Below are 24,021 nucleotides of genomic sequence, written 5' to 3'. Positions count from 1 at the left end.
CGCCGTCCGGGGCGCGGGCGCCGCACGGGAGCTGATGTCTGGCTCGCCGGTTCCGTACGCGCTACGCACGGCCTGGCGAAAGTCTTATGGGGCGGTGCGCGGCCCGACCCAGGTGGCTCCCGAGTCCAAGGGCTGCGCTACAACGACCGCCTTACGCGGAACCTGCACCTTCCGGCGCCGTCGCGGCGGCGGCCGGATCGGCCGTGGAAACGGCCGGGGCTGCCTCGCGGTCGGGCGCGAGCGGGTCGGTCACCGTGCCGGACTCCTCGTCGAAGAGCCCCTGCGCCAGCCTGGTCACCGCTGCGGGGACCGGCGGCTTCAGGTCGGCCACAGCTCGGAGACCGGACAGGACGTCGTCGGGTCGCACGGCAGGTGTCATGTGCCGTACTACCAGCCGCAGTATCGCACAGGGCCGGTCCCCGGACCTATCAGGCTGTGGATCAAGAGCCTCGAGGCCGACGACGGCCGCGCGGGCGTCGAAGGTCCGCACGCCGTTCTTGGCACGGCGCTGGACCTCGACGGTCTCGGCGGCCAGGAACGCCGCGACGGCCTTCTCGGCGTCCTGGACGGCGACCCCGTCCAGCCGCATCTCCCATACGGAGGCGGTCAGCCGCTCGGCGAGGCCTGAGGTGCGGGCCTCCACCGCGTCGATGACGTCGAGGCCGTCCGGCATCGACGCGTCGAGCAGCACGCGCAGGGTGTCCGGATCGCGCGCCTCGGTGAGGGCGATCTCCAGGAACTCGGCCTCGCTGCCCGTGCCGGTGGGTGCGGCATTGGCGTACGACACCTTCGGGTGCGGGGTGAAGCCGGCCGAGTAGGCCATGGGCACCTGGGAGCGGCGCAGTGCCCGCTCGAAGGCGCGCTGGAAGTCTCTGTGGCTGGTGAACCGGAGGCGGCCCCGCTTGGTGTAGCGCAGTCGGATGCGCTGCACCGCCGGTGCGGGCGGCGGGCCTTCGGGCTGTCGCTTGCCCAGTGGTTCTTCTCCTCGGTGCGGGGCGGCCGCGGTGGCGGACGCCCACGAAATACGGGGTGCCCCGGGGTGCCGCTCCGGCTCACCCCCGCCTGGCCGTTTCGTCGGCAAGCGGGGAGATCTCGGACGCGGGCGCCGCGCTGGGGACAGTCGTTGTTCTACCCAGGGTACGCGCAGCGGACCCTCCGAGTTCCCGCACGCCCGTGACCTGCGGCGTACCCACCCGCACCCGCCACGCGCCACTGCGCGACGCGGGTGTGCGGTGCTGCTCGTCGGGGTCCGTGCCGGGAAGGACGCGAGAGCCCGGCCCGGAGTTTCCCGGGCCGGGCTCTCGTCACCGGGCTGTCGCCCGAAGGACCTACTTCACGACCGTCAGCGGCAGGAGCTTCTTGCCGGTGGGGCCGATCTGGATGTCCAGGTCGAGCTGCGGGCACACGCCGCAGTCGAAACAGGGCGTCCAGCGGCAGTCCTCGACCTCGGTCTCGTCGAGCGAGTCCTGCCAGTCCTCCCAGAGCCAGTCCTTGTCGAGACCGGAGTCCAGGTGGTCCCAGGGCAGGACCTCCTCGTACGTCCGCTCGCGGGTGGTGTACCAGTCGACGTCGACCCCGAAGGCGGGCAGCGTCTTCTCGGCGCTCCTCATCCAGAGGTCGTAGCTGAAGTGCTCGCGCCAGCCGTCGAAACGGCCGCCGGACTCGTAGACCTCGCGGATGACGGCGCCGACCCGGCGGTCACCGCGGGAGAGCAGTCCCTCGACGATGCCGGGCTTGCCGTCGTGGTAGCGGAAGCCGATGGAGCGGCCGTACTTCTTGTCGTCGCGGATCTTGTCCCGGAGCTTCTTCAGCCTGGCGTCGGTGTCCTCGGCGCTGAGCTGCGGGGCCCACTGGAAGGGGGTGTGCGGCTTGGGCACGAAGCCGCCGATGGAGACGGTGCAGCGGATGTCGTTCTGCCCGGAGACCTCACGGCCCTTTGCGATGACGTTGACCGCCATGTCGCCGATCTGGAGGACGTCCTCGTCCGTCTCGGTGGGCAGGCCGCACATGAAGTACAGCTTCACCTGGCGCCAGCCGTTGCCGTAGGCGGTGGCGACGGTGCGGATCAGGTCCTCCTCCGAGACCATCTTGTTGATGACCTTGCGCATGCGCTCGGAGCCGCCCTCGGGGGCGAAGGTGAGGCCGGACCTGCGGCCGTTGCGGGTCAGCTCGTTGGCCAGGTCCACGTTGAACGCGTCGACGCGGGTGGAGGGCAGCGAGAGGCCGATCTTGTCGTCGGTGTACCGGTCGGCGAGGCCCTTGGCGATCTCACCGATCTCGGAGTGGTCCGCGGAGGAGAGCGACAGGAGGCCGACCTCCTCGAAGCCGGTGGCCTTGAGCCCCTTCTCCACCATCTCGCCGATGCCGGTGATGCTTCGCTCCCGCACGGGGCGCGTGATCATGCCGGCCTGGCAGAAACGGCAGCCACGGGTGCAGCCGCGGAAGATCTCCACGGACATCCGCTCGTGGACGGTCTCGGCGAGGGGGACGAGCGGCTGCTTGGGGTACGGCCATTCGTCGAGGTCCATGACAGTGTGCTTGGACACGCGCCACGGCACGCCGGACCTGTTGGGCACGACGCGGCCGATGCGGCCGTCGGGGAGGTACTCGACGTCGTAGAAGCCGGGCACGTAGACGCCGCCCGTCCTCGCGAGGCGGAACAGGACCTCCTCACGGCCGCCGGGCCGGCCCTCGGCCTTCCAGGCGCGGATGATCTCGGTGATCTCCAGGACGGCCTGTTCACCGTCGCCGATGACCGCGCAGTCGATGAAGTCCGCGATCGGCTCGGGGTTGAACGCGGCGTGGCCGCCCGCCAGCACGATCGGGTGATCGACGGTGCGGTCCTTGGACTCCAGCGGGATGCCCGCGAGGTCCAGGGCCGTGAACATGTTGGTGTAGCCGAGCTCGGTGGAGAAGCTGAGGCCGAACACGTCGAAGGCGCCGACGGGGCGGTGGCTGTCCACGGTGAACTGCGGCACCTCGTGCTCGCGCATCAGCGCCTCGAGGTCCGGCCACACGCTGTACGTGCGCTCGGCGAGGACGCCTTCGCGTTCGTTGAGCACCTCGTAGAGGATCATGACGCCCTGGTTGGGGAGCCCGACCTCGTAGGCGTCCGGGTACATGAGTGCCCAGCGGACGTCGCATTCGTCCCACGGTTTGACGGTGGAGTTCAGCTCACCGCCGACGTACTGGATGGGCTTCTGCACATGCGGGAGCAGAGCTTCGAGCTGCGGGAAGACCGACTCGGCAGACATCTGTGGACCTTCGTAGCTGGCAGGGGTGACCATCAAGCGTAACCCGGTGCTCAGCCCTTCAGCGCCGCGCGCAGTCCTGGGCGGGACGCCCTGGCCCAGACCTCGGGAAGCTCGCGTTCCCGTGCGCCCGCCGCGGCTTCCTCCCTGCCGTACAGGAGACCCCAGGTGAACGCGGACTCCCCCGCGCCGTGGGCCTGGACCGCGAGGGTGCGCAGCGCGTCCCGGGTGACGACGCTGTCCTGGTGATCGCCGAGGACCGACTGCACGGACTTCATCCGCTTGGCGAACCTCTTGGCCGGCTTCCCGAGGGCCGGCCTGGCGGCCTCGGCGGCGTAGCGGACGCGCTTGGCGGCCTTGCGCGCCTCGTGCATGGCCAGGTCACGGTCCTCGCCTGGCGGCTGTTCCAGGGCGTGCCCGACGCGGGCGGCGAGGCGTGCGTAGTCCTTGAGCACGGCGCGGGGCAGGGCGTCCCGCGGCGGCCGTGCGGCGGCGGGGCGCAGGGGCGGGTCGACGAGGAGGGCGTCCAGGGAGTCCAGCAGGGCCAGGTAGCGCTCCGTGTCGAGCACGGAGGTGGCCCGCCGCCGGGAGCCGGTGCGCCTGGAGACGGAGGTGAGCTTCCGCCTGGCCTTCACGGGGCCCAGGAGCAGGGGCGTGGGCACAGCGGCGAGGTGGGAGCGGAGCCGTGCGTCGAGGACTTCCTGGTCACGGTCGGCCCCCAGCTCGGCTGCGAGCCACTTCAGCTCCTCGCGGAGGGGGTCGGTGACGGTCCGGTCGAGCAGTGCGCGGTACGTCCTGAAGGCGCTGCGGAGCCGGCGGGTGGCGACCCGCATGCGGTGCACGCTGTCGGGCAGGTCGCGGCGTACGGCGGGGTCCAGCTCGACGAGGGCCTCGGCCTGGCGGCGTACGTAGGCGAGCACATGGGCGCCCGCGGTGTGCGGGGCGGCGGCGGGCTTCGCCTTCCCCACCTTCCTGGCGCGCTTCTCCGGGGCGGTCTCAGCCAGGGCCCTGGACAGCTTGGAGGGTGCGTCGGAGGGCCGGACGCCGGCCTTGCGCAGCCGCCGCTCGACGGCGTCGAGGAGGGCGGGGTCGCCGTCGTCGGCGAGCTCGACCTCCAGCTCGGTCCACGCCGAGGTGGCGCCGCGCCCCTTCCCGGTGAGGCGCTCCGCGAGGACCTCGTCGACGCTCACCTCGGCGAGCAGGGCACCGTCCTCGTCGAGGAGGTGGTGGACGTCGCGGGCGGAGAGGATCCGCACGACGGGGGCCAGCCGGGTGTTCCGCACGCGGGAGCGGAGCAGCGCGTCGAGGTCGGGCGGCAGGGTGTCGGTGAGCGGGGCCCGGATCTCGTCCCGGACGCCGGAGGACACGGGGATCTTGAGGTGCCACCCTGCGTCGTCCCCGCCCGTTCTGCGGCGGAGCGTGAGGGAGGCCGCGGCCAGCCGGAGGTCCTCGGTGTCGTAGTAGACCGCGTCGAGTTCGCTCAGGCCCCGGTGGACGACGGCCGAGACCCCGGCCGCACGGGTCAGATCGGGCAGCCGGGTCTCGGGAGTCGCTTCGTACTTTCGTTCTACCTCGCGCTTGGAGTCCGCCATATGACGAACCTAACCGCGATGTCCGCGGGTATGCAGGGCGGCGCGGAGGGGTCAGGCCGACATCGGCCGTTGCACCTTGATCGACTGGAGCAGGCCGATCGCCACCCAGACGGCGAACATCGACGAGCCCCCGTACGACACGAACGGCAGCGGCAGTCCCGCCACCGGCATGATCCCGAGTGTCATCCCGATGTTCTCGAAGGACTGGAAGGCGAACCAGGCGATGATGCCGGCGGCCACGACCGTCCCGTACAGCTCGGTCGTGCCGCGGGCGATACGGCAGGCCCGCCACAGGACGACGCCGAGCAGGACGATGATCAGCCCGGCACCGAGGAAGCCGAGCTCCTCCCCCGCGACGGTGAAGACGAAGTCGGTCTGCTGTTCCGGGACGAACTGGCCGGTGGTCTGGGATCCGTTGAAGAGTCCCGTTCCCGTGAGCCCGCCCGAGCCGATGGCGATGCGGGCCTGGTTGGTGTTGTAGCCGACGCCCGCCGGGTCGAGCGCCGGATTGGCGAAGGCCGCGAAGCGGGCGATCTGGTAGTCGTCGAGCACGCCGAGCTGCCAGACGGCCACCGCGCCGGCCGCTCCCGCCCCGAGGAGCCCGAAGATCCAGCGGTTGGAGGCACCGGAGGCGAGGAGCACGCCGAGGACGATGACGACCATGACCATGACGGAGCCGAGGTCGGGCATCAGCATGACGATCGCCATCGGGACGAGTGCCAGGCCGAGCGCCTTGGCGACGGTCCGGTGGTCGGGGTGCGCCTGGTCACCGGCGTCGACCCTGGCGGCGAGCAGCATCGCCATGCCGAGGATGATCGTGATCTTGGTGAACTCGGAGGGCTGGAGGGAGAAGCCCGCGGGAAGGACGATCCAGGCGTGCGCGCCGTTGACTGTCGCGCCGAGCGGCGTGAGGACCGCGAGGACGAGCACGACCGAGAGGCCGTACAGGACCGGGACCGCTCCCCGCAGGGTGCGGTGCCCGAGCCAGATGGTGCCGATCATCAGCACGAGGCCGATGCCGGTGTTGAGCGCGTGGCGGAAGAGGAAGTAGTACGGGTCGCCGTGGGTGAGCGAATCGCGGCCCCGGGTCGCCGACCAGACCAGCAGTGAGCCGACGAAGGACAGCGCGAGGGCCGATCCGAGCAGGGGCCAGTCCAGCCGCCGCACGACGGAGTCGCGGGCGGTGAGCCTGGTCCAGGTGGAGCGCTGTTCGGGGGCGTAGCGCGAGACCGAGAAGCCTGCCATCAGTCACGCCTCCCCGGGGTGACGGGGAGTGCGCCCGCGAGCGCCTGTGTGCCGTCGTCGACGGGTGCGGGGGTGTACGGCTTGATCTTGGGCGACTCGATCTGGCCGTCGGGCCTGATCGTGGGCAGCTTCTTCTGCGGCGCGGGCAGCAGCGCCTTCTTGAGGTCCTGCTTGCCGCTGGCGTCGAGGCCGTAGAGGGCGTTGTAGATGTTGCGCACGGCCGGTCCTGAGGCGCCGGAACCCGTACCGCCCTGGGAGATCGTCATGACGATCGAGTAGTCCTTGGTGTACGTGGCGAACCACGAGGTCGTCTGCTTGCCGTAGACCTCGGCGGTGCCCGTCTTGGCGTGCATCGGGATCTTGTCCTGGGGCCATCCGCCGAACCGCCAGGCGGCGCTGCCCCGGGTCGCGACTCCCGCGAGGGCTTCGTCTATCTTGTCGCGCGTGTCTCCCGTGAACGGCAGTTTGCCGTGGGCGCGGGGTGCGATCTCCTGGACGGTCTTGCCGTCGCCGCTGACGACCGCCTTCCCGACGGTCGGGTCGTACAGGGTGCCGCCGTTGGAGATCGCGGCGTAGATGGTCGCCATCTGGATCGGGGTGACGAGCGTGTCGCCCTGGCCGATGGAGTAGTTGACGGAGTCACCGGCGCGCATCTTGTTGCCCTCGATGCAGCCTTCGTACGCGATCTTCTCGACGTACGTGCCGTCCTTCTTGCCCTGCTTGCACCAGGCCGCCTTGTTGGCGTCGTAGAAGTCCTGCTTCCACTGGCGGTCGGGAACGCGGCCGGCGACCTCGTTGGGGAGGTCGATGCCGGTCTCCTTGCCGAGTCCGAACTGATGGGCCGTCTTGTAGAACCAGTCCGCCGGCTTGCTCTTCGGCTTGTTGCCGCCGTCCTTCGCCCATTCCTTGTGCGCCAGGCCGTAGTAGACGGTGTCGCAGGAGACCTCGAGGGCACGCCCGAGGTTGATGCTGCCGTAGCCCTGGGACTCGAAGTTCTTGAAGACCTGGCCGCCGATGGAGTACGAGCTCGGGCAGGGGTAGTTGCCGTCGAAGTCGTACCCGGCGTTGACCGCGGCGGTCGAGGAGATGACCTTGAAGATCGACCCGGGTGCGGCGGTGCCCTGGATGGCCCGGTTCAGCAGCGGGAAGTTGGACTTCTTGCCGGTGAGCTTCGCGTAGTCCTTGGCGGAGATGCCGCCGATCCAGGCGTTGGGGTCGTACGTCGGCAGGGACGCCATGGACACGATGCGTCCGGTCTTGGACTCCATGACCACGACGGCACCGGAGTCCGCCTTGTACAGCTCGTTGGTGTTGCGGTCCATCTCCTTGCGGGCCGTCTCCATCGCCTTGTTGAGCTCGTACTCGGCGACGGCCTGGACCCGGGCGTCGATGGAGGTGACGACGCTGGAACCGGGCTGGGCCTCGTCGTTCTGCGCCTCGCCGATGACGCGGCCGAGGTTGTCGACCTCGTAGCGGGTGACGCCGGCCTTGCCGCGCAGTTCCTTGTCGTAGGTGCGCTCCAGGCCGGAGCGGCCGACCTGGTCGGAGCGGAGGTAGGGCGAGTCGGTGTCCTGCGCCTTGGTGACCTCTTCGTCGGTGACGGGCGAGAGGTAGCCGAGGACCTGGGCGGTGTTGGCCTTGCCGGGCGCGGCGTAGCGGCGTACGGCGGTGGGTTCGGCCGTGATGCCGGGGAAGTCCTCGGCGCGTTCACGGATCGTGAGGGCCTGCTGGGTGGTGGCCTCGTCGGTGACCGGGATCGGCTGGTAGGGCGAGCCGTTCCAGCAGGGCTGGGGGGTCTCGGCGTCGCAGAGCCGGACCTTGTCCTGGACGTCCTTGGGCTTCATGTCGAGGACGTCGGCCAGACGAGTGAGGACGCCCACGCCGTCGTCCTTCATCTTCATCAGCTCGGTACGGCTGGCGGAGACGACGAGGCGGGTCTCGTTGTCGGCGAGGGGCACTCCGCGCGCGTCGAGGATGGAACCGCGGACGGCGGGCTGCACCACCTGCTGGACGTGGTTGTTCTTGGCCTCGTCGGTGTACTCCTGCCCGTTGCGGATCTGGAGGTACCAGAGCCGGCCGCCGAGCGTCAGGAGCAGGGAGAAGACGAGGACCTGGATGACGACGAGACGGATCTGGACCCGCGGGGTCCGGCCCGTCTCCGGAATGTTGCTCACGGGGTGCCCCCGGTGCTGGTGGGTCGGCCTGGAGTACGGGGGTCGCTCCCGGTGGGGTACGGCCTCACAGTCGCTTGACCCCCTTGATCCTTCCTGCGCGTGCGGCGCGGCTGCGGGCCGCTCTCAGCCGCATCCCGTTCCGCTGACTGCCGATCCGCAGTCCGGTGCCGGAGGCCAGCCAGCCAGCGGCGACATCACCGCTGCCGGAGCTGTCGGCGACCGGGTCGTTCTCGGTGCGCCTGGCCAGCGCCATGATCAACGGAACGGTGAAGGGTGCGAGGAGCAGGTCGTACACCACGGCGGTGAACAGCAGGCTGCCCAGGCCCACGTGGCGGGCGGCCGTGTCTCCGACGAGGGAGCCGACCCCGGCGTACAGCAGGGTCGATCCGAGCGCCGCGACGACGACGAAGGCCATCGGGGCGAAGGCAGACTTCAGCTGGCCCTTCTCGGGGCGGGCCATTCCGGCGAGGTAGCCGATGACGCAGAGGACCAGGGCGTAGCGTCCGGCGGCGTGGTCGGCGGGCGGCGCCAGGTCGGCGAGGAGGCCCGCGCCGAAGCCGATGAGGGCGCCGCTGACGGGCCCGTACACGAAGGCGAGTCCGAGGACGACGAGGAGCAGCAGGTCGGGGGTGGCCCCGGGGAGCTGGAGGCGGGCGAGGACGGAGACCTGGATGACGAGGGCGACCACGACCAGGGCGACGGAGAGCAGAATCCTGTTCAAGCGCATGAGGTCAGCTCTATTCCTGCTCGTTCGCCGCGTCACCGGCGGCCGTGTCGGTGTTCCCCGGGGCATCCGGGGAAGCGGACGCGTCAGGCTCGTTGATGTTTCCGACGACCTGTCCGCTGCTGTCGACGAGGTCGCCGTTCGGCTGGGCGGTGACGGTGACGGTCGGGGTGGGCTTGGGCTTCTCCGGCTTCTTGGGCTGGGCCGGGAGGACCGTGTCCCGGGGGTCGTCGCGGGGCGCCTGGACGACCACTCCCACGATGTCGAGCTTGGTGAAGCCGACGTACGGCTCGACGTAGACCGTCCGGGTGAGGTCGCCGCCCGACGGGTCCACGCGGACCACCTCGCCGACCGGCACGCCGGGGACGAAGGGCTTGTCCCCGCTGGAGCCGAAGGTGACCAGCCGGTCGCCCTTCTTGACGTCGGCCTTGCCGTTCAGGAACTGGACCGACAGCGGCCGGGCACCCTGGCCGGTGGCGAAGCCGAGCTCGTCGGTCTTCTCCATCCGGGTGCCGACGGTGAAGTCGGGGTCGTTGGCCAGCAGGACGGTCGCGGTGTTCGGGCCGACGGTGGTGACCCTGCCGACGAGCCCCTCGCCGTTCAGTACGGTCATGTCGCGCTGGAGGCCGTCGTCGGCCCCCGCGTCGATGGTGATGGTCCAGGAGAAGCCCTGGGCCGCTCCTATGGCGATGACCTGGGCGCCCTTGATGCCGTACTGGCCGGCTCCCGCGCTCTTCAGCATCGTGTCGAGCTGGCGGACCTTGCTGGCGTTGCGGTCGTCGCTGCCCAGCCTCGTCTTCAGCTCGGCGTTCTCCTGCTCCAGGGCCGCGATCCGGTCGTGCCGGTCACCGGAGTCCCGTACGGCGCCGATGGCGTTGCCCACCGGATCCACCGCGGCCGCGACACCGTTCTCCACCGGTCCGAGGACCGTGGCGGCGGCCTGCCGGGCTCCGTCCACCGGTGACTCCTCGCCACCGCGGATATCGACCGTGATCAGGGCGAATGCGATGGCGATCAGCAGCACCAGGAGCAGCCGGCTCTCTCGTGTGTCCCTCACGTGCGGCGGCCGTGCCTTCCTTGTCGGAATGTTCGTGCCTGTATGCCGACGTTCCGCCGTACGGGGCGTCAGTGCCCGTACGGCGGAACGTCGTGTTCTAGCGTCGGGGCTGGGCGTCCAGCACCTGCTGGAGCGCCTCGAACTCCTCGACGCACTTACCGGATCCGAGCGCCACCGAGTCCAGGGGGTCCTCGGCGATGTGGATCGGCATGCCCGTCTCGTGGCGGAGGCGCTCGTCGAGCCCGCGCAGGAGCGCGCCGCCACCGGTGAGGACGATGCCGCGGTCCATGATGTCGCCGGAGAGCTCCGGCGGGCACTTGTCGAGCGTCGTCTTCACGGCGTCGACGATCGCGTTGACCGGCTCCTCGATGGCCTTGCGGACCTCACCTGCGGAGACGACCACGGTCTTCGGCAGCCCGGAGACCAGGTCACGTCCGCGGATCTCGGTGTGCTCGTCCTTGCCGAGGTCGTACGCGGATCCGATCGTGATCTTGATCTGTTCCGCGGTGCGCTCACCGAGGAGGAGGGAGTACTCCTTCTTGATGTGCTGGATGATCGCGTTGTCCAGCTCGTCACCGGCCACCCGGATCGACTGGGCGGTGACGATTCCACCGAGCGAGATCACCGCGACCTCGGTCGTGCCGCCACCGATGTCGACGACCATGTTGCCGGTGGCCTCGTGGACCGGCAGCCCGGAGCCGATGGCGGCGGCCATGGGCTCCTCGATGATGTGCACCTGGCGTGCCCCGGCCTGGGTCGACGCCTCGATGACGGCGCGTCGCTCGACCCCGGTGATACCGGACGGCACGCAGACGACGACCCTCGGACGGGCCAGGTAGCGGCGCTTGTGCACCTTGAGGATGAAGTAGCGGAGCATGCGCTCCGTGATCTCGAAGTCGGCGATCACGCCGTCCTTCAGCGGACGCACGGCAACGATGTTGCCGGGCGTACGCCCGATCATCTTCTTGGCCTCGGCGCCGACCGCCAGGATTCCGCCGGTGTTGGTGTTGATGGCCACGACGGACGGCTCGTTCATCACGATGCCGCGCCCCCTGACGTACACCAGCGTGTTGGCAGTCCCGAGGTCGATAGCCATGTCACGGCCGATGAACGACATTGAGTTCCCCTTGTTCCCCATGAGGATGCGTCGGGCCTTCCCAGGAAGCTGAAAATGGCTTGTTCCAGGTAGGCGAGGGTTGGCGCTGCGGGCGTGGAGGCTTCCATCGTAGTGCCGTATGCACGGACACAGCGCGAGGGTCCTTCGCCTTTGCGAGTGGAACAGTAGCCCGTTCCACCCATGGTGACGTTACGTCGGTGGGATGCGTTCCCGCGATACGTGACCCTATGCCGAGGGGCGACCGAATTACTTCGGTCGCCCCAGGTCATGAGCGCTGTTTGGCGGAGCCGAAGTCAGGAAAGTCCGGGAAAGAACAGCTTCAGTTCTCGCTCTGCGGACTCCTCGGAGTCCGAGGCGTGGATGAGGTTCTCCCGGGTGATCGTGCCGAAGTCGCCACGGATCGAGCCGGGCGCGGCGGCGATCGGGTCGGTCGGGCCGGCCAGGGCACGGACGCCCTCGATGACCCGCTCGCCTTCGGCCACCAGGGCGACGACGGGGCCGGAGGCCATGAACTCGACGAGCGGCTCGTAGAACGGGCGGCCCTTGTGCTCGCCGTAGTGCTGTTCCAGGGTCTCCTGGTCGAGCGTGCGCATCTCCAGCGCGGTGATCGTCCAGCCGGCCTTGCGTTCGATGCGGCCGACGATCTCGCCGATCAGCCCACGCCGGACGGCGTCGGGCTTGAGAAGGACGAGGGTGCGCTGAGTCATGTGCGGCTCCTTGCGGGCTGTTCGGTGCGGGTGAGGGCGAGATTACAGGGGTACGCGGACGGCCCTACGGCCGGGTTTACTCCGCGTCATCCTTGGGCCGGAGCCTCCGTGCTCTCCTGTGCCTCGGCCTGGGCCGCCCACCGGGCCTTGGCCTCGTCGATCCGTCGGCCATAGTGCACCGAGGCCCACCACAGGGCACCGAAGAGCAGGCCGAGGATGAACATCATCGGCACGAAGAAGCCGCTCAGCACCAGCAGGATCTGCAGACCCCAGCCCAGCTGGACGCCACCCGGCCGGGTGATCACACCGCAGAGCAGGACGGACAGCAGCATGCCGATGCCGCAGACCGTCCAGACCGTAGCCATGGAGAGGTCGTCGGACTTCATCGCCACGAGTCCGGCGAAGCCGATGACGAAGAACTCACCGATCAGCGTCGAGGCGCAGAGCATACGCACGGGTCAGCGCCTTCCCAGAAGCAGCCGGGCCTCGCCGACCGTGATCACGGATCCGGTCACCAGGACACCGGCGCCCGCGTATTCGGCCTCTTCCTCGGCGAGGGTGATCGCCGCCTCCAGCGCGTCGTCCAGGCGCGGCTCGACCTGCACGCGGTCGTTGCCGAAGACCTCGACGGCGACCGCGGCGAGCGCGTCCGCGTCCATGGCTCGCGGGCTGGAGTTCTGGGTGACGACGACCTCGGCGAAGATCGGCTCGAAGGCTTCGAGGAGCCCCCGGACGTCCTTGCCGTCGCTGGCGCCGACGACGCCGATCAGCCGGGAGAAGCTGAACGCCTCGGAGATCCCCTCGGCGGCGGCCAGACCGCCGGCCGGGTTGTGCGCCGCGTCCAGGACGACGGTCGGGCTCGACCGGACGACCTCCAGCCGGCCCGGCGAGAGCACCGAGAGGAAGGCCTTGCGGACCACGTCCCCGTCGAGGCTGCGGGCCTGCTCCGCGCCGATACCGAAGAACGCCTCGACGGCGGCGAGCGCCACCGCCGCGTTGTGCGCCTGGTGCGCCCCGTAGAGCGGAAGGAAGATGTTGTCGTACTCGCCGCCCAGGCCCCGGAGGGTCAGCAGCTGGCCGCCGACCGCGATCTCACGGGAGACCACGCCGAACTCCATGCCCTCGCGGGCGACCGTGGCGTCCACCTCGACGGCCTTCTTCAGCATGACCTGCGCGGCGTCGACCGGCTGCTGCGCCAGGATCACCGTCGCGCCCTGCTTGACGACGCCGGCCTTCTCACCGGCGATCTCGGCGGGCGTGGAGCCGAGGCGGTCGGTGTGGTCCAGCGAGATGGGGGTGACGACGGCGACCGTGGAGTCGATGACGTTCGTCGCGTCCCAGGTGCCTCCCATGCCGACCTCGACGACCGCGACGTCGACCGGCGCGTCGGCGAAGGCCGCGTACGCCATGCCCGTCAGCACCTCGAAGAACGAGAGCCGGTAGGGCTGCTGGGAGTCGACCATCTCGACGTACGGCTTGATGTCGTTGTACGTCTCGACGAAGCGCTCGGCCTCGATCGGGGCGCCGTCCAGGCTGATCCGCTCGGTGATCGACTGGACGTGCGGGGAGGTGTAGCGGCCGGTGCGGAGCTCGAAGGCGCTCAGCAGCGCCTCGATCATGCGGGCCGTGCTGGTCTTGCCGTTCGTCCCCGTGATGTGGATCGAGGGGTAGGCACGCTGGGGCTCGCCCAGCACGTCCATCAGGGCGGCGATACGGGTCACCGAGGGTTCGAGCTTGGTCTCGCCCCAGCGTCCGGCGAGCTCCTGCTCCACCTCGCGCAACGCACGGTCGGTCTCGGGGTCGGCGGGGCGATCGGGGACCGCCTCACCCTGGGGCGGGCCCGACTGGGTGCGCAGTGTGCGGCTCCCGGCCTCGATCACCGCCAGGTCGGGGTCGCGCTGGGTCTCTTCGTCGACGATCTCCGCGAAGGTGTCGTCGGGATCGGACGCGTCGTGCCGGTCTGAAGGGCGGGGCTCACTCACAGGGCCAGTCTACGGATGGCCGCGGACATCGCGCGCAGCGCCCGGCGCCCCGCCCCCTCCGGGCACGGCGGAGCCCCCGCACTCCCGGTCGGTCGGGGGTGCGGGGGCTCCGTGATCAGATGATCAGGCCGCGGGCAGGTTCGCCAGCTGGGCGGAGATCCGCTCGATGTCGGCCTCCGCCTTGGCGAGCCGGCCGCGGATCTTGTCGACCACGTTGTCCGGGGCCTTGGCAAGGAAGGCCTCGTTGCCCAGCTTGCCGGTGGCCTGGGCCTTCTCCTTCCGAGCGGCCTCCAGGTCCTTGGTCAGGCGCTTGCGCTCGGCCGCGACGTCGATCGTGCCGGAGAGGTCGAGAGCGACGGTGGCACCGGCGACCGGCAGCGTGGCGGTGGCGTGGAAGCCCTCGCCGGCGGGCTGGAGCCGCGCGAGCTGACGCATCGCCGCCTCGTGCGGGGCGAGCGCCGTGCCGGTCAGGGTGAGCTCGGCCGGGACCTTCTGGCCGGGCTGGAGGCCCTGGTCGTTACGGAAGCGGCGGACCTCGGTGACGACCTGCTGGACGAGCTCGATCTCCTTCTCGGCCGCCTCGTCGCGGAAGCCGGAGTCACCCGGCCACTCGGCGATGACGATCGACTCGCGCCCGGTGAGCGCGGTCCACAGCGCCTCCGTGACGAACGGGACGATCGGGTGCAGCAGCCGCAGCATCACGTCCAGGACCTCGCCGAGGACCCGGCCCGAGACCTCGGCCGGGCGGCCGCCCGCGAAGAAGGTGGTCTTGGACAACTCGACGTACCAGTCGAAGACCTCGTCCCAGGCGAAGTGGCGCAGGGACTCGCTGATCTTGGCGAACTGGAAGTCGTCGTAGTACGCGTCGACGTCCGCGACCGTCTTGCCCAGGCGCGACAGGATCCAGCGGTCGGTCACCGACATCTCGTCGGCGGACGGCAGTTCGCCCTCGATCGTGGCGCCGTTCATCAGGGCGAAGCGGGTGGCGTTCCAGATCTTGTTGGAGAACTTCGCCGAGCCCTGGACCCAGTCCTCGCCGATCGGGACGTCGGTCCCCGGGTTGGCGCCGCGCGCGAGGGTGAAGCGCAGGGCGTCGGAGCCGTACTTGTCCATCCAGTCCAGCGGGTTGACCACGTTGCCGAAGGACTTCGACATCTTCTTGCCGTGCTCGTCGCGGACCATGCCGTGCAGGACGATGGTGCCGAACGGCGGGACGCCGTCGTTGACGTACAGGCCGAACATCATCATCCGGGCGACCCAGAAGAAGAGGATGTCGTAGCCGGTGACCAGGACCGAGTTCGGATAGAACTTCGCGAGGCTGTCGGTCTGTTCGGGCCAGCCGAGCGTCGAGAACGGCCACAGGCCGGAGGAGAACCAGGTGTCCAGGACGTCGCTGTCCTGCGTCCAGCCCTCACCCGTGGGCGCCTCGTCGTCCGGTCCGACACAGACGACCTCGCCGTTCGGCCCGTACCAGACGGGGATGCGGTGGCCCCACCAGAGCTGGCGCGAGATCGTCCAGTCGTGGAGGTTGTCGACCCAGTCGAAGTACCGCTTCTCCATCTCCTGCGGGTGGATCTTGACGCGGCCGTCGCGGACGGCGTCGCCGGCCGCCTTGGCGAGCGGTTCGACCTTGACCCACCACTGGAGGGAGAGACGCGGCTCGATGGTCGTCTTGCAGCGCGAGCAGTGGCCCACGGAATGGGCGTACGGGCGCTTCTCGGCGACGATCCGGCCCTCGGCGCGCAGGGCGGCGACGATGGCGGAGCGAGCCTCCAGGCGGTCCAGGCCCTCGAAGGGACCGGGGACGGTGATGACGGCCCGCTCGTCCATGACCGTGAGGAACGGCAGGTCGTGGCGCCTGCCGATCTCGAAGTCGTTCGGGTCGTGGGCGGGCGTCACCTTGACGGCACCGGTGCCGAACTCCGGGTCGACGTGGTGGTCGGCGACGACGGGGATCGTGCGGTCGGTGAGCGGCAGCTTGATCTGCTTGCCGACCAGGTGCTTGTAGCGCTCGTCGTCGGGGTGGACGGCGACCGCCGTGTCACCGAGCATCGTCTCGGCGCGGGTGGTGGCGACGACGATCGTCTCGTCGCCCTCGCCGTACGTCATCGAGACGAGCTCGCCGTCGTCCTCCTGGTACTCGACCTCGATGTCGGAGATCGCGGTGAGACAGCGGGGGCACCAGTTGATGATGCGCTCGGCGCGGTAGATCAGCCCGTCGTCGTACATCTGCTTGAAGACGGTCTGGACGGCCTTGGACAGGCCCTCGTCCATCGTGAAGCGTTCACGTGACCAGGCGACGCCCTCGCCGAGACGGCGCATCTGGCCGGAGATCTGGCCGCCGGACTCGTTCTTCCACTGCCAGACACGCTCGACGAACGCCTCCCGGCCGAGGTCGTGGCGGGACTTCCCCTCCTTGGCGAGTTCGCGCTCGACGACGTTCTGGGTGGCGATGCCCGCGTGGTCCATGCCCGGCTGGTACAGCGCCTCGAAGCCCTGCATCCGCTTACGGCGGACGAGGGCGTCGATCAGGGTGTGCTCGAAGGCGTGCCCCAGGTGGAGGCTGCCGGTGACGTTCGGCGGGGGGATGACGATGCTGTACGGCGGCTTGTCGCTGTGCTCGTCGGCTTCGAAATACCCACGTTCTACCCAGCGCTCGTACAGCGTCCCCTCCACCTCGGCCGGCGCGTACTGGGTCGGCAGTTCGGGGTTGCTTGCTGTCTGCTGCTGAGTGTTCTCGGTCACGGGGGACAGTTTAGGGCCGTCACAGTCGTGCACTGAAACCGGTTTGTTCGGTAACGGTGTGAGCTGCGATGCCCTGCGCAAGAGCCCTTTCCGTCAGGATGTTCGCAACGCATAAGCATTCTGGAGGGGACAGCGCCATGAGCTACAACCAGCCGGGCCCGTACGGTCAGCAGCCGCCGCAGGGCCAGCCCGGACCGTACGGCCAGCAGCCGGGCCCGTACGGCGGTCTGCCGCCGCAGGGTCCGCCGCAGGGCCAGCCGGGCTACGGCTACCCGCAGCAGGCCCCTCAGGGCGTCCCGCCGCAGCAGCAGCCCCCGCAGGGCTACGGCTACCCGCAGGGCCAGCAGCCTGGCCCGTACGGCCAGCAGCCGCCCGCCCCGCCGTACGGCGGGCAGCAGGCCTACCCCGGCATGCCTCCGCAGCAGGGCGCCCCGAAGAAGAAGACGGGGCTGATCATCGGCGCGGCCGTGGTGGCGCTGGCCGTCGTCGCGGGCGGGGTGTACTTCCTGACGTCGGGCAGCAGCGGCGAAGTGGCGGACTCCACCAAGGGGTACAAGCTGACGCCGGCCGCTTCGGTGGACGACTACAAAAGGGCAGCGCCAACGAAGTCCACCGCCCTGACGGGCACTACCAAGACCCAGGCCGAGGCCCTGGGGATCCAGAACGCGAACCGTGTGAACGCCACATACTTGAGCGGTGACGCCAAGGCGGTGGCAAAGGCTCTCGGGTTCACGGGCTACTGGGGCGAGATCAACGACCCCGCGAAGACCCTCGACCTCGCCCTCAGCGATCCCAAGCAGGCGGGGCAGGGTGATGACGCAACGTTCGTCGGCGATGCCGAGGCCGTTGAACCCGACGGCTTCGAAGGCGCGCTGATGAAGTGCCGGACCGCCAAGGTGATCAACAAGGACAGCGACGGCACACCCGAGAACGGGCCTAAGGAAATCGTCACACCCGTCTGTGTGTGGTCCGACCACAGCACCCTGGCGATCGTCGTGGGCGCCGACCGCGGCGCACTGCTGGCTGGCAAGTCCATGCCCCAGAACGACGTGGCCACCCTCGCCGCCAAGCTGTATAACAATTCCCGCACCAAGGTCTAGCTGCAAGAAATCAGAGGGTCCGTTCGGTTAGACGCTCTGACTTCCGTACGCACAGTTCGGCCTCCACCATCTGAATATATTGATGATGGAGGCCGAATTGTGCGTACGGTCGTTACCACAGGGCGGGGGCACTGTAACCTTAGCCCACCCAACCCTCCAAACCGGAGAGTTCATGGCCAGCGACCCACCACTCTAGTACGAGAAGCAGGCGGCGTAAGCGTCCTGGCTCTTTACCCCGAGGTCCAGCATCTGCTGCTGACACAACGCCCGGTGCAGGGCGGCCAACGGACTACTCGCGCTGGTGTCCGCGAGGGAACAAGCCGCCTTCACCTTGGCGCCAACGATGTATCCATTGTTGTGCATTGATATTTCACACCGCTGCGGGCTCGCATTAGCCACTCCTGCAGCGGCGACCGGAAGCGCAATCGCCCCGACAACTACACTGACGACAGCAACAAGATTTCGAACTTTAAGCATCTTCATAACAACCTCATACTTGAGCGTGATTCATCTGAACCGAAAGTAAATCAAAAATTCGATCTACTGATCGAGTAATGTCGCAACCTTGGCTTGATCTCAGCCTTCACCTGTTCACTTTGACGGAAATGCCTTCCACGGGTCTGCTCCCCAAGTTCCCCGACCGCGGGCAACGACTACGTGATCGCCCCGCTCACTTTGCGAGGCGCACACGAAGGGGCGCCCGGCCGTCGGCCGGGCGCCCCTTCGTGTGTGTCGTTGTCGCCGTCGCTACGCGGACTTCTCGTGGCGACCGCCGTCGTTCTTGCCGATCGTGCGCGGTTCGCGCGGGACCAGTGTCGGGTTGACGTTGTTGCGGACGACGTCCGGGGTGATGACCACGCGCGCCACGTCCTTGCGGGACGGTACGTCGTACATCACGGACTGGAGGACTTCCTCCATGATGGCCCGCAGACCGCGCGCGCCCGTCTGGCGGAGGATCGCCTGGTCGGCGATGGCCTCCAGCGCCTCCCGCTCGAACTCCAGCTCCACACCGTCGAGTTCGAACAGGCGCTGGTACTGCTTCACCAGCGCGTTGCGGGGCTCGATCAGGATCTGCAGCAGCGCCTCGCGGTCCAGGTTGTGGACCGAGGTCAGCACGGGCAGACGGCCGATGAACTCGGGGATCATCCCGAACTTCACCAGGTCCTCCGGCATGACCTCCTGGAACTGGTCGCTCGCCTGGATCTCCAACTTGGAACGGATCGTCGCGCCGAAGCCGATGCCCTTGGCGCCGGCCCGCGACTCGATGATCTTCTCCAGGCCCGAGAAGGCACCGCCCACGATGAACAGCACGTTCGTCGTGTCGATCTGGATGAACTCCTGGTGCGGGTGCTTCCGTCCGCCCTGCGGCGGTACGGAGGCGGTCGTCCCCTCCAGGATCTTCAGCAGGGCCTGCTGGACGCCCTCGCCGGAGACGTCGCGCGTGATCGACGGGTTCTCGCTCTTGCGGGCGACCTTGTCGATCTCGTCGATGTAGATGATGCCGGTCTCGGCCTTCTTGACGTCGTAGTCAGCGGCCTGGATCAGCTTCAGCAGGATGTTCTCGACGTCCTCGCCGACGTAGCCGGCCTCCGTCAGCGCCGTCGCGTCCGCGATGGCGAACGGGACGTTGAGCATGCGGGCCAGCGTCTGCGCGAGGAGCGTCTTGCCGGAACCCGTGGGGCCCAGCAGCAGGATGTTGGACTTGGCGAGCTCGATCGCGTCCTCGCGATTCGCGCCGCCGCCGTTCTCCCCGGCCTGGACCCGCTTGTAGTGGTTGTACACAGCGACCGAGAGGGCCTTCTTCGCGGGCTCCTGCCCGACGACGTACCCCTCGAGGAACTCGTAGATCTCGCGCGGCTTGGGGAGCTCCTCCCACCGCACCTCGGAGGTCTCGGCGAGCTCCTCCTCGATGATCTCGTTGCAGAGATCGATGCACTCGTCGCAGATGTACACACCGGGTCCCGCGATGAGCTTCTTCACCTGCTTCTGGCTCTTTCCGCAGAACGAGCACTTGAGCAGGTCGCCGCCATCACCGATGCGTGCCACGAGGTGCTTCCCCTTCGCCTGGGAGCAGCCTGGTTCAGCGGCTCCTGGTGCCTCTATCCGACGGTACCTTGCCTGGCCCCCCGTTCGGGCCCCCCTTGGCACGGTTCACACGGCCGAGGCCGTGGAAACGGAATGTGCCAAGGGGAAAGACCGACGTCAGACGGACGCGCCTGCGGTGGTCTTACGGGTGGAGACGATCTGGTCCACCAGACCGTACGCCAGTGCGTCGTCAGCGGTAAGGATCTTGTCGCGCTCGATGTCCTCGCTGATCTTCTCCAGCGGGGTCGTGGAGTGCTTGGCCAGCATCTCCTCGAGCTGGGTGCGCATCCGCAGGATCTCGTTGGCCGCGATCTCCAGGTCGGAGAGCTGCTCGCGGCCGGTCTGCGAGGACGGCTGGTGGATCAGCACACGGGCGTGCGGGAGCGCCATGCGCTTGCCCGGGGTGCCCGCCGCCAGCAGGACGGCGGCGGCGGAGGCCGCCTGGCCCATGCAGACCGTCTGGATGTCCGGCTTCACGAACTGCATCGTGTCGTAGATCGCGGTGAGCGCGGTGAACGAGCCGCCGGGGCTGTTGATGTAGATCGAGATGTCGCGGTCCGGGTCCATCGACTCCAGGCACAGCAGCTGCGCCATGACGTCGTTGGCCGAGGCGTCGTCGATCTGGACGCCGAGGAAGATCACGCGCTCCTCGAAGAGCTTCGCGTACGGGTCGTACTCGCGCACACCCTGCGAGGTGCGCTCCACGAAGCGCGGGACGACGTAGCGGTTGTCCACCTGCGGGCCGGTGTAGAGGCCGCTCGCGGAGGCGCCGGAGAAGTTGTTCATGTGGGTCTTCACCATCCTGGTGGCGTTCATATGGGCTGGAGGTCTCGGCGTACGAGAGGGTGCGGGGTGGTGCACGCCCGGATCAGGCCCCGGTGCCGCCGCCACCCGGGATGCCCGACGCGGCCGAGATGATCTCGTCGATGAGGCCGTAGTCCTTGGCCTCCTCCGCCGTGTACCAGCGGTCGCGGTCGCCGTCGCGGATGATCGTCTCCACGGTCTGGCCGGAGTGGCGGGCGGTGATCTCGGCCATGCGCGTCTTCGTACGGAGCAGGTACTGCGCCTGGATCTTGATGTCCGAGGCCGTGCCGCCGATGCCGGCCGAACCCTGGTGCATGAGGATGTCGGTGTTCGGGAGCGCGAAGCGCTTGCCCGCCGTGCCACCGGTGAGCAGGAACTGGCCCATCGAGGCCGCCATGCCCATACCGATGGTGACCACGTCGTTCGGGATGTACTGCATGGTGTCGTAGACGGCCATGCCGGCCGTCACCGAGCCACCGGGGCTGTTGATGTAGAGGTAGATGTCCTTGTCGGGTTCCGCGGCAAGGAGCAGAAGCTGTGCGGTGATCTTGTTGGCGATGTCATCGTCGACCTGCTGGCCGAGGAAGATGATGCGCTCGCCGAGCAGTCGGCTGTAGACCTGGTCACCGAGGCCTCCACCGAGGGACGGCTCTCCGGCGGCGTAGGGCATCAGATTCGTCACGTATCCACCTGCTCGTCTCTGACGGCTCCGGCCGTCTCAGCGTCTTCGTACCGGGTGGGCCGGGACTACCCGACCCTTCCTCTTCATGGACCCTAACGCGCAGGTGGGACAACGCCATCCCGCTTCCCCAACTGTTCGCTGGGAGCGCAAGGTGAGCAGTCCGCACAAGGGTTCCCGGGTTGCCCGGGGCGCGGGCGATACGGCGGCGGGCCCCGGACGTGATACGTCCGGGGCCCGCCGTGAGGATCAGATCAGCGAGCGGAGCGAGGCTCAGGCCTCGTTCTTCTCGTCCTTCTTCTCGTCGGCTGCCTCGGTGGTCTCCTCGGCGGCCTCGACCGTCTCGGTGGCCGCCTCCGTGGCGTCCCCTGCCTCTTCCTCGTCCTCGAGGTCGACGACCTCACCGTTGGTGTCGACGACCTTGGCGGCCTCGACGACGACGGCGAGCGCCTTGCCGCGGGCGACCTCGCCGACGAGCATCGGCACCTGGCCGCCTTCGACGACGGCCTGGGCGAACTGGTCGGGGCTCATGCCGGAGGACTGCGCACGCCGCATGAGGTGCTCGGTGAGCTCCTCCTGGTTGACGTTCAGCTTCTCCTTGTTGACGAGCTCGTCAAGGATGAACTGGGTCTTGATGCCCTTGATCGCCTGCTCGGAGGTCTCGTTCTCGAACTCCTCCAGGGTCTTGCCCTGGATCTCGAGGTACTTCTCGAGGTCGAGACCCATCTGGCCGAGCTGGTGGTGCTCGAGGTTGTGCTTGCGGGTCTGGACCTCGTCCGCGAGAAGCTTCTCGGGGATCGGGACCTCGGCCAGCTTCAGCAGCTCCTCGAGGACACGCTCCTGGGCCTGGGTGGCCTGGTCGTACTGCTTGGTGTTCTCGAGGCGCTTGCGGCTGTCCTCACGGAGCTCGGCGAGCGTATCGAACTCGCTCGCCATCTGCGCGAAGTCGTCGTCCAGCTCAGGCAGTTCGCGCGAGGATACGGCGGTGACCTTGACGGTGACCTCCGCTTCCTTGCCCTCGGCGGAGCCGCCCTTCAGCTCGGAGGTGAAGGTGGCCTCGCCACCGGCCTCCAGGCCGGTCACGGCCTCGTCGATGCCTTCGAGGAGCTCACCGGAACCGATGGTGTACGAGACACCCGCGGCCACGCCGTCCTCGAGGACCTCTCCGTCGACCTTGGCCTCCAGGTCGATCGTCACGACGTCGCCCTCGGCGGCGGCGCGCTCGACCGGGTCGGTCGAGGCGAAGCGCTCGCGGAGCTGCTCCACGGCCTTGTCGATCTCTTCTTCGGTGACTTCGAGTGCGTCCACGGTGACCTCGATGCCGGAGTAGTCCGGAATCTCGATCTCGGGACGGACATCCACCTCGGCGGTGAAGGCCAGCAGTTCGCCGTCCTTGAGTTCGGTGATGTCAACCTCGGGCTGGCCCAGAACGTTGAGCTCACCCTCGTTGACAGCCTCGGTGTAGAACTTCGGAAGGGCGTCGTTGACGGCCTCCTCCAGCACAGCACCACGGCCGAACCGCTGGTCGATGACGCGGTTGGGGATCTTGCCCTTACGGAAGCCCTTCACCGTGACCTGCTGGTTGATCTTCTTGTACGCCGCGTCGAGGCTGTCCTTGAGCTCCTCGAAGGGCACCTCGATGCTGAGCCGAACCCGAGTCGGGTTCAGGGTCTCCACGGCGCTCTTCACGGTTCGGTCTCCTTGGTGGCTGACTTCTTTGGGTTCTGCTGGGCCGCCGAGAGGCGGCTTCGCGGATCGAGCCCGGTACATCAGACACACGGGCACGCAATTTGCATAGTAACGGCAAGGGGGAGGACTCCCACAATGCGATCTTGCTGGTGGTCGGGGTGGCCGGATTCGAACCGACGACCTTCCGCTCCCAAAGCGGACGCGCTACCAAGCTGCGCCACACCCCGTCGGTGCGACACGTAGGGTACATGCCGCCGGGCCTCGCTTCGGCCGCTTCGCCCGGTCCGGCACCGAGCTCGTCACCGCGCACCGGTGGGAGCACGCCGATACGGGTGTGCGCGCACCTCCCCCGACCCGCTACGATGCTGTCCGTACCGCGGTCCACGAGGCCCGTGGTGCGGTGCTTGCGGGCGTAGCTCAATGGTAGAGCCCTAGTCTTCCAAACTAGCTACGCGGGTTCGATTCCCGTCGCCCGCTCCATACGGAAGGGCCGGTCCGGAGGAGTGATCCTCCGGACCGGCCCTTCCGGTTTCTCCGGTACTCGTCACCGCCCGGCGGCCCGGCCGGCCTCTCGCTGATGGGTCATGGCGCAGGCGGGTATGACCGTCCTTCCGCTCGACGGCTTTCCGGGCGCTCGGCGTGCGAGGACATGCGTGCGCGCCCGGCCGGCATCGCCGGGCCGGGGGCGGACGCCCGTACGCGCGCGGGCGTCAGAAGCTGATCTGGTTGATCGTGTCGGCTATCGAGTTCATGAATCTGTTGATGGACGGCGCCATGCCCGTCGAGGCGAGGAAGAAGCCGAAGAGCACGGCGACGACCGCCGGCCCTCCCTTGAGGGATCCGCCGCGGATGAACACCACCAGGACGATCCCCAGCAGAAGCACCACAGACAGTGAAATGGCCACGACTGATCACACCCTTGGTCGGTCCGCCTTGCCGGCCCGGCGGCGTGCGGCCCAGCACACCCCCGTCGCGCCCATCGTGCCACCAACTCCCCTGTGCTTGCTGCCGGGTGATGGGGCGGGACGGCGGGATTCCGCCAACCTCGCGCCCGCGCGCGCCGGGTGCGC

Annotated in this window: 18 protein-coding genes and 2 tRNA genes; 2 read left to right on the top strand and 18 right to left on the bottom strand. The window is 68.6% G+C overall.

Annotation, left to right across the window (positions count from 1 at the left end; translation table 11 throughout):
* Positions 1-151: 151 nt before the first annotated feature.
* From ABT001_RS15130 to ABT001_RS15075, 12 genes are all read right to left on the bottom strand, one after another.
* Complete coding sequence (locus ABT001_RS15130) at positions 152-931, bottom strand: TIGR03936 family radical SAM-associated protein (protein WP_351276888.1); 780 nt, start codon at positions 929-931, stop codon at positions 152-154.
* A gap of 397 nt (positions 932-1,328) precedes the next feature.
* Positions 1,329-3,254, bottom strand: a complete 1,926-nt coding sequence (locus ABT001_RS15125) for a TIGR03960 family B12-binding radical SAM protein (protein ID WP_351276885.1) — start codon at positions 3,252-3,254, stop codon at positions 1,329-1,331.
* Positions 3,255-3,304: 50 nt separating this feature from the next.
* Positions 3,305-4,843 (bottom strand): CYTH and CHAD domain-containing protein, encoded by a 1,539-nt coding sequence (locus ABT001_RS15120; RefSeq protein WP_351276883.1) that lies wholly within the window; start codon positions 4,841-4,843, stop codon positions 3,305-3,307.
* Between the two features lie 51 nt (positions 4,844-4,894).
* Positions 4,895-6,088, bottom strand: a complete 1,194-nt coding sequence (rodA, locus tag ABT001_RS15115) for a rod shape-determining protein RodA (RefSeq protein ID WP_351276881.1) — start codon at positions 6,086-6,088, stop codon at positions 4,895-4,897.
* Positions 6,088-8,262 carry a penicillin-binding protein 2 gene (gene mrdA / locus ABT001_RS15110; protein ID WP_351276879.1) on the bottom strand — a complete coding sequence of 725 codons (2,175 nt, stop codon included), beginning with the start codon at positions 8,260-8,262 and terminating at the stop codon, positions 6,088-6,090. Before mrdA ends, rodA begins: the two co-directional genes overlap by 1 nt.
* 64 nt (positions 8,263-8,326) lie before the next feature.
* The gene (mreD, locus tag ABT001_RS15105; RefSeq protein WP_351276876.1) at positions 8,327-8,989 is read right to left on the bottom strand and encodes a rod shape-determining protein MreD; all 663 of its coding nucleotides are present in this window, start codon (positions 8,987-8,989) and stop codon (positions 8,327-8,329) included.
* 10 nt (positions 8,990-8,999) lie between these two features.
* On the bottom strand, positions 9,000-10,043 hold the full coding sequence (gene mreC, locus ABT001_RS15100) for a rod shape-determining protein MreC (protein WP_351276874.1): 1,044 nt from the start codon (positions 10,041-10,043) through the stop codon (positions 9,000-9,002).
* A gap of 97 nt (positions 10,044-10,140) precedes the next feature.
* Positions 10,141-11,160 carry a rod shape-determining protein gene (locus tag ABT001_RS15095; RefSeq protein WP_351276872.1) on the bottom strand — a complete coding sequence of 340 codons (1,020 nt, stop codon included), beginning with the start codon at positions 11,158-11,160 and terminating at the stop codon, positions 10,141-10,143.
* Between the two features lie 293 nt (positions 11,161-11,453).
* Complete coding sequence (gene ndk, locus ABT001_RS15090; protein ID WP_351276870.1) at positions 11,454-11,867, bottom strand: nucleoside-diphosphate kinase; 414 nt, start codon at positions 11,865-11,867, stop codon at positions 11,454-11,456.
* An 86-nt stretch (positions 11,868-11,953) separates the two neighbouring features.
* Positions 11,954-12,322, bottom strand: coding sequence for a DUF4233 domain-containing protein (locus ABT001_RS15085; RefSeq protein WP_351276868.1), 369 nt, complete (start codon positions 12,320-12,322; stop codon positions 11,954-11,956).
* Positions 12,323-12,325: 3 nt separating this feature from the next.
* Complete coding sequence (gene folC / locus ABT001_RS15080) at positions 12,326-13,849, bottom strand: bifunctional tetrahydrofolate synthase/dihydrofolate synthase (RefSeq protein ID WP_351276866.1); 1,524 nt, start codon at positions 13,847-13,849, stop codon at positions 12,326-12,328.
* A 123-nt stretch (positions 13,850-13,972) separates the two neighbouring features.
* Positions 13,973-16,594, bottom strand: coding sequence for a valine--tRNA ligase (locus tag ABT001_RS15075; RefSeq protein WP_351276864.1), 2,622 nt, complete (start codon positions 16,592-16,594; stop codon positions 13,973-13,975).
* A gap of 137 nt (positions 16,595-16,731) precedes the next feature.
* Between ABT001_RS15075 and ABT001_RS15070 the strand changes: the two genes are divergently transcribed.
* Positions 16,732-17,694, top strand: a complete 963-nt coding sequence (locus tag ABT001_RS15070; RefSeq protein ID WP_351276862.1) for a hypothetical protein — start codon at positions 16,732-16,734, stop codon at positions 17,692-17,694.
* Positions 17,695-18,441: 747 nt separating this feature from the next.
* Here the strand turns inward: ABT001_RS15070 and clpX are convergent.
* The 5 genes from clpX to ABT001_RS15045 form a co-directional block, all read right to left on the bottom strand.
* The gene (gene clpX, locus ABT001_RS15065; RefSeq protein WP_351276859.1) at positions 18,442-19,740 is read right to left on the bottom strand and encodes an ATP-dependent Clp protease ATP-binding subunit ClpX; all 1,299 of its coding nucleotides are present in this window, start codon (positions 19,738-19,740) and stop codon (positions 18,442-18,444) included.
* A 156-nt stretch (positions 19,741-19,896) separates the two neighbouring features.
* Positions 19,897-20,580, bottom strand: a complete 684-nt coding sequence (locus ABT001_RS15060; protein WP_030122564.1) for an ATP-dependent Clp protease proteolytic subunit — start codon at positions 20,578-20,580, stop codon at positions 19,897-19,899.
* Between the two features lie 67 nt (positions 20,581-20,647).
* Positions 20,648-21,253 (bottom strand): ATP-dependent Clp protease proteolytic subunit, encoded by a 606-nt coding sequence (locus tag ABT001_RS15055; protein WP_351277207.1) that lies wholly within the window; start codon positions 21,251-21,253, stop codon positions 20,648-20,650.
* Positions 21,254-21,535: 282 nt separating this feature from the next.
* A complete protein-coding gene (gene tig, locus ABT001_RS15050) occupies positions 21,536-22,951 on the bottom strand; it encodes a trigger factor (protein WP_351276856.1) in 1,416 nt (471 codons plus the stop codon).
* Between the two features lie 150 nt (positions 22,952-23,101).
* A tRNA-Pro gene (locus ABT001_RS15045) sits at positions 23,102-23,178 on the bottom strand.
* Between the two features lie 179 nt (positions 23,179-23,357).
* On the opposite strand from ABT001_RS15045, the gene ABT001_RS15040 reads away from it, so the two are divergent.
* Positions 23,358-23,431: transfer RNA gene (locus tag ABT001_RS15040), tRNA-Gly, on the top strand.
* 230 nt (positions 23,432-23,661) lie between these two features.
* On the opposite strand, the gene ABT001_RS15035 is transcribed toward ABT001_RS15040, so the two are convergent.
* Positions 23,662-23,856 (bottom strand): hypothetical protein, encoded by a 195-nt coding sequence (locus tag ABT001_RS15035; RefSeq protein WP_069172794.1) that lies wholly within the window; start codon positions 23,854-23,856, stop codon positions 23,662-23,664.
* Positions 23,857-24,021: the final 165 nt, after the last annotated feature.

It is taken from the genome of Streptomyces sp. NPDC002793, assembly GCF_040295485.1.
GTDB lineage: Bacteria > Actinomycetota > Actinomycetes > Streptomycetales > Streptomycetaceae > Streptomyces.
This window is presented reverse-complemented; position numbering and strand designations above follow the sequence as displayed.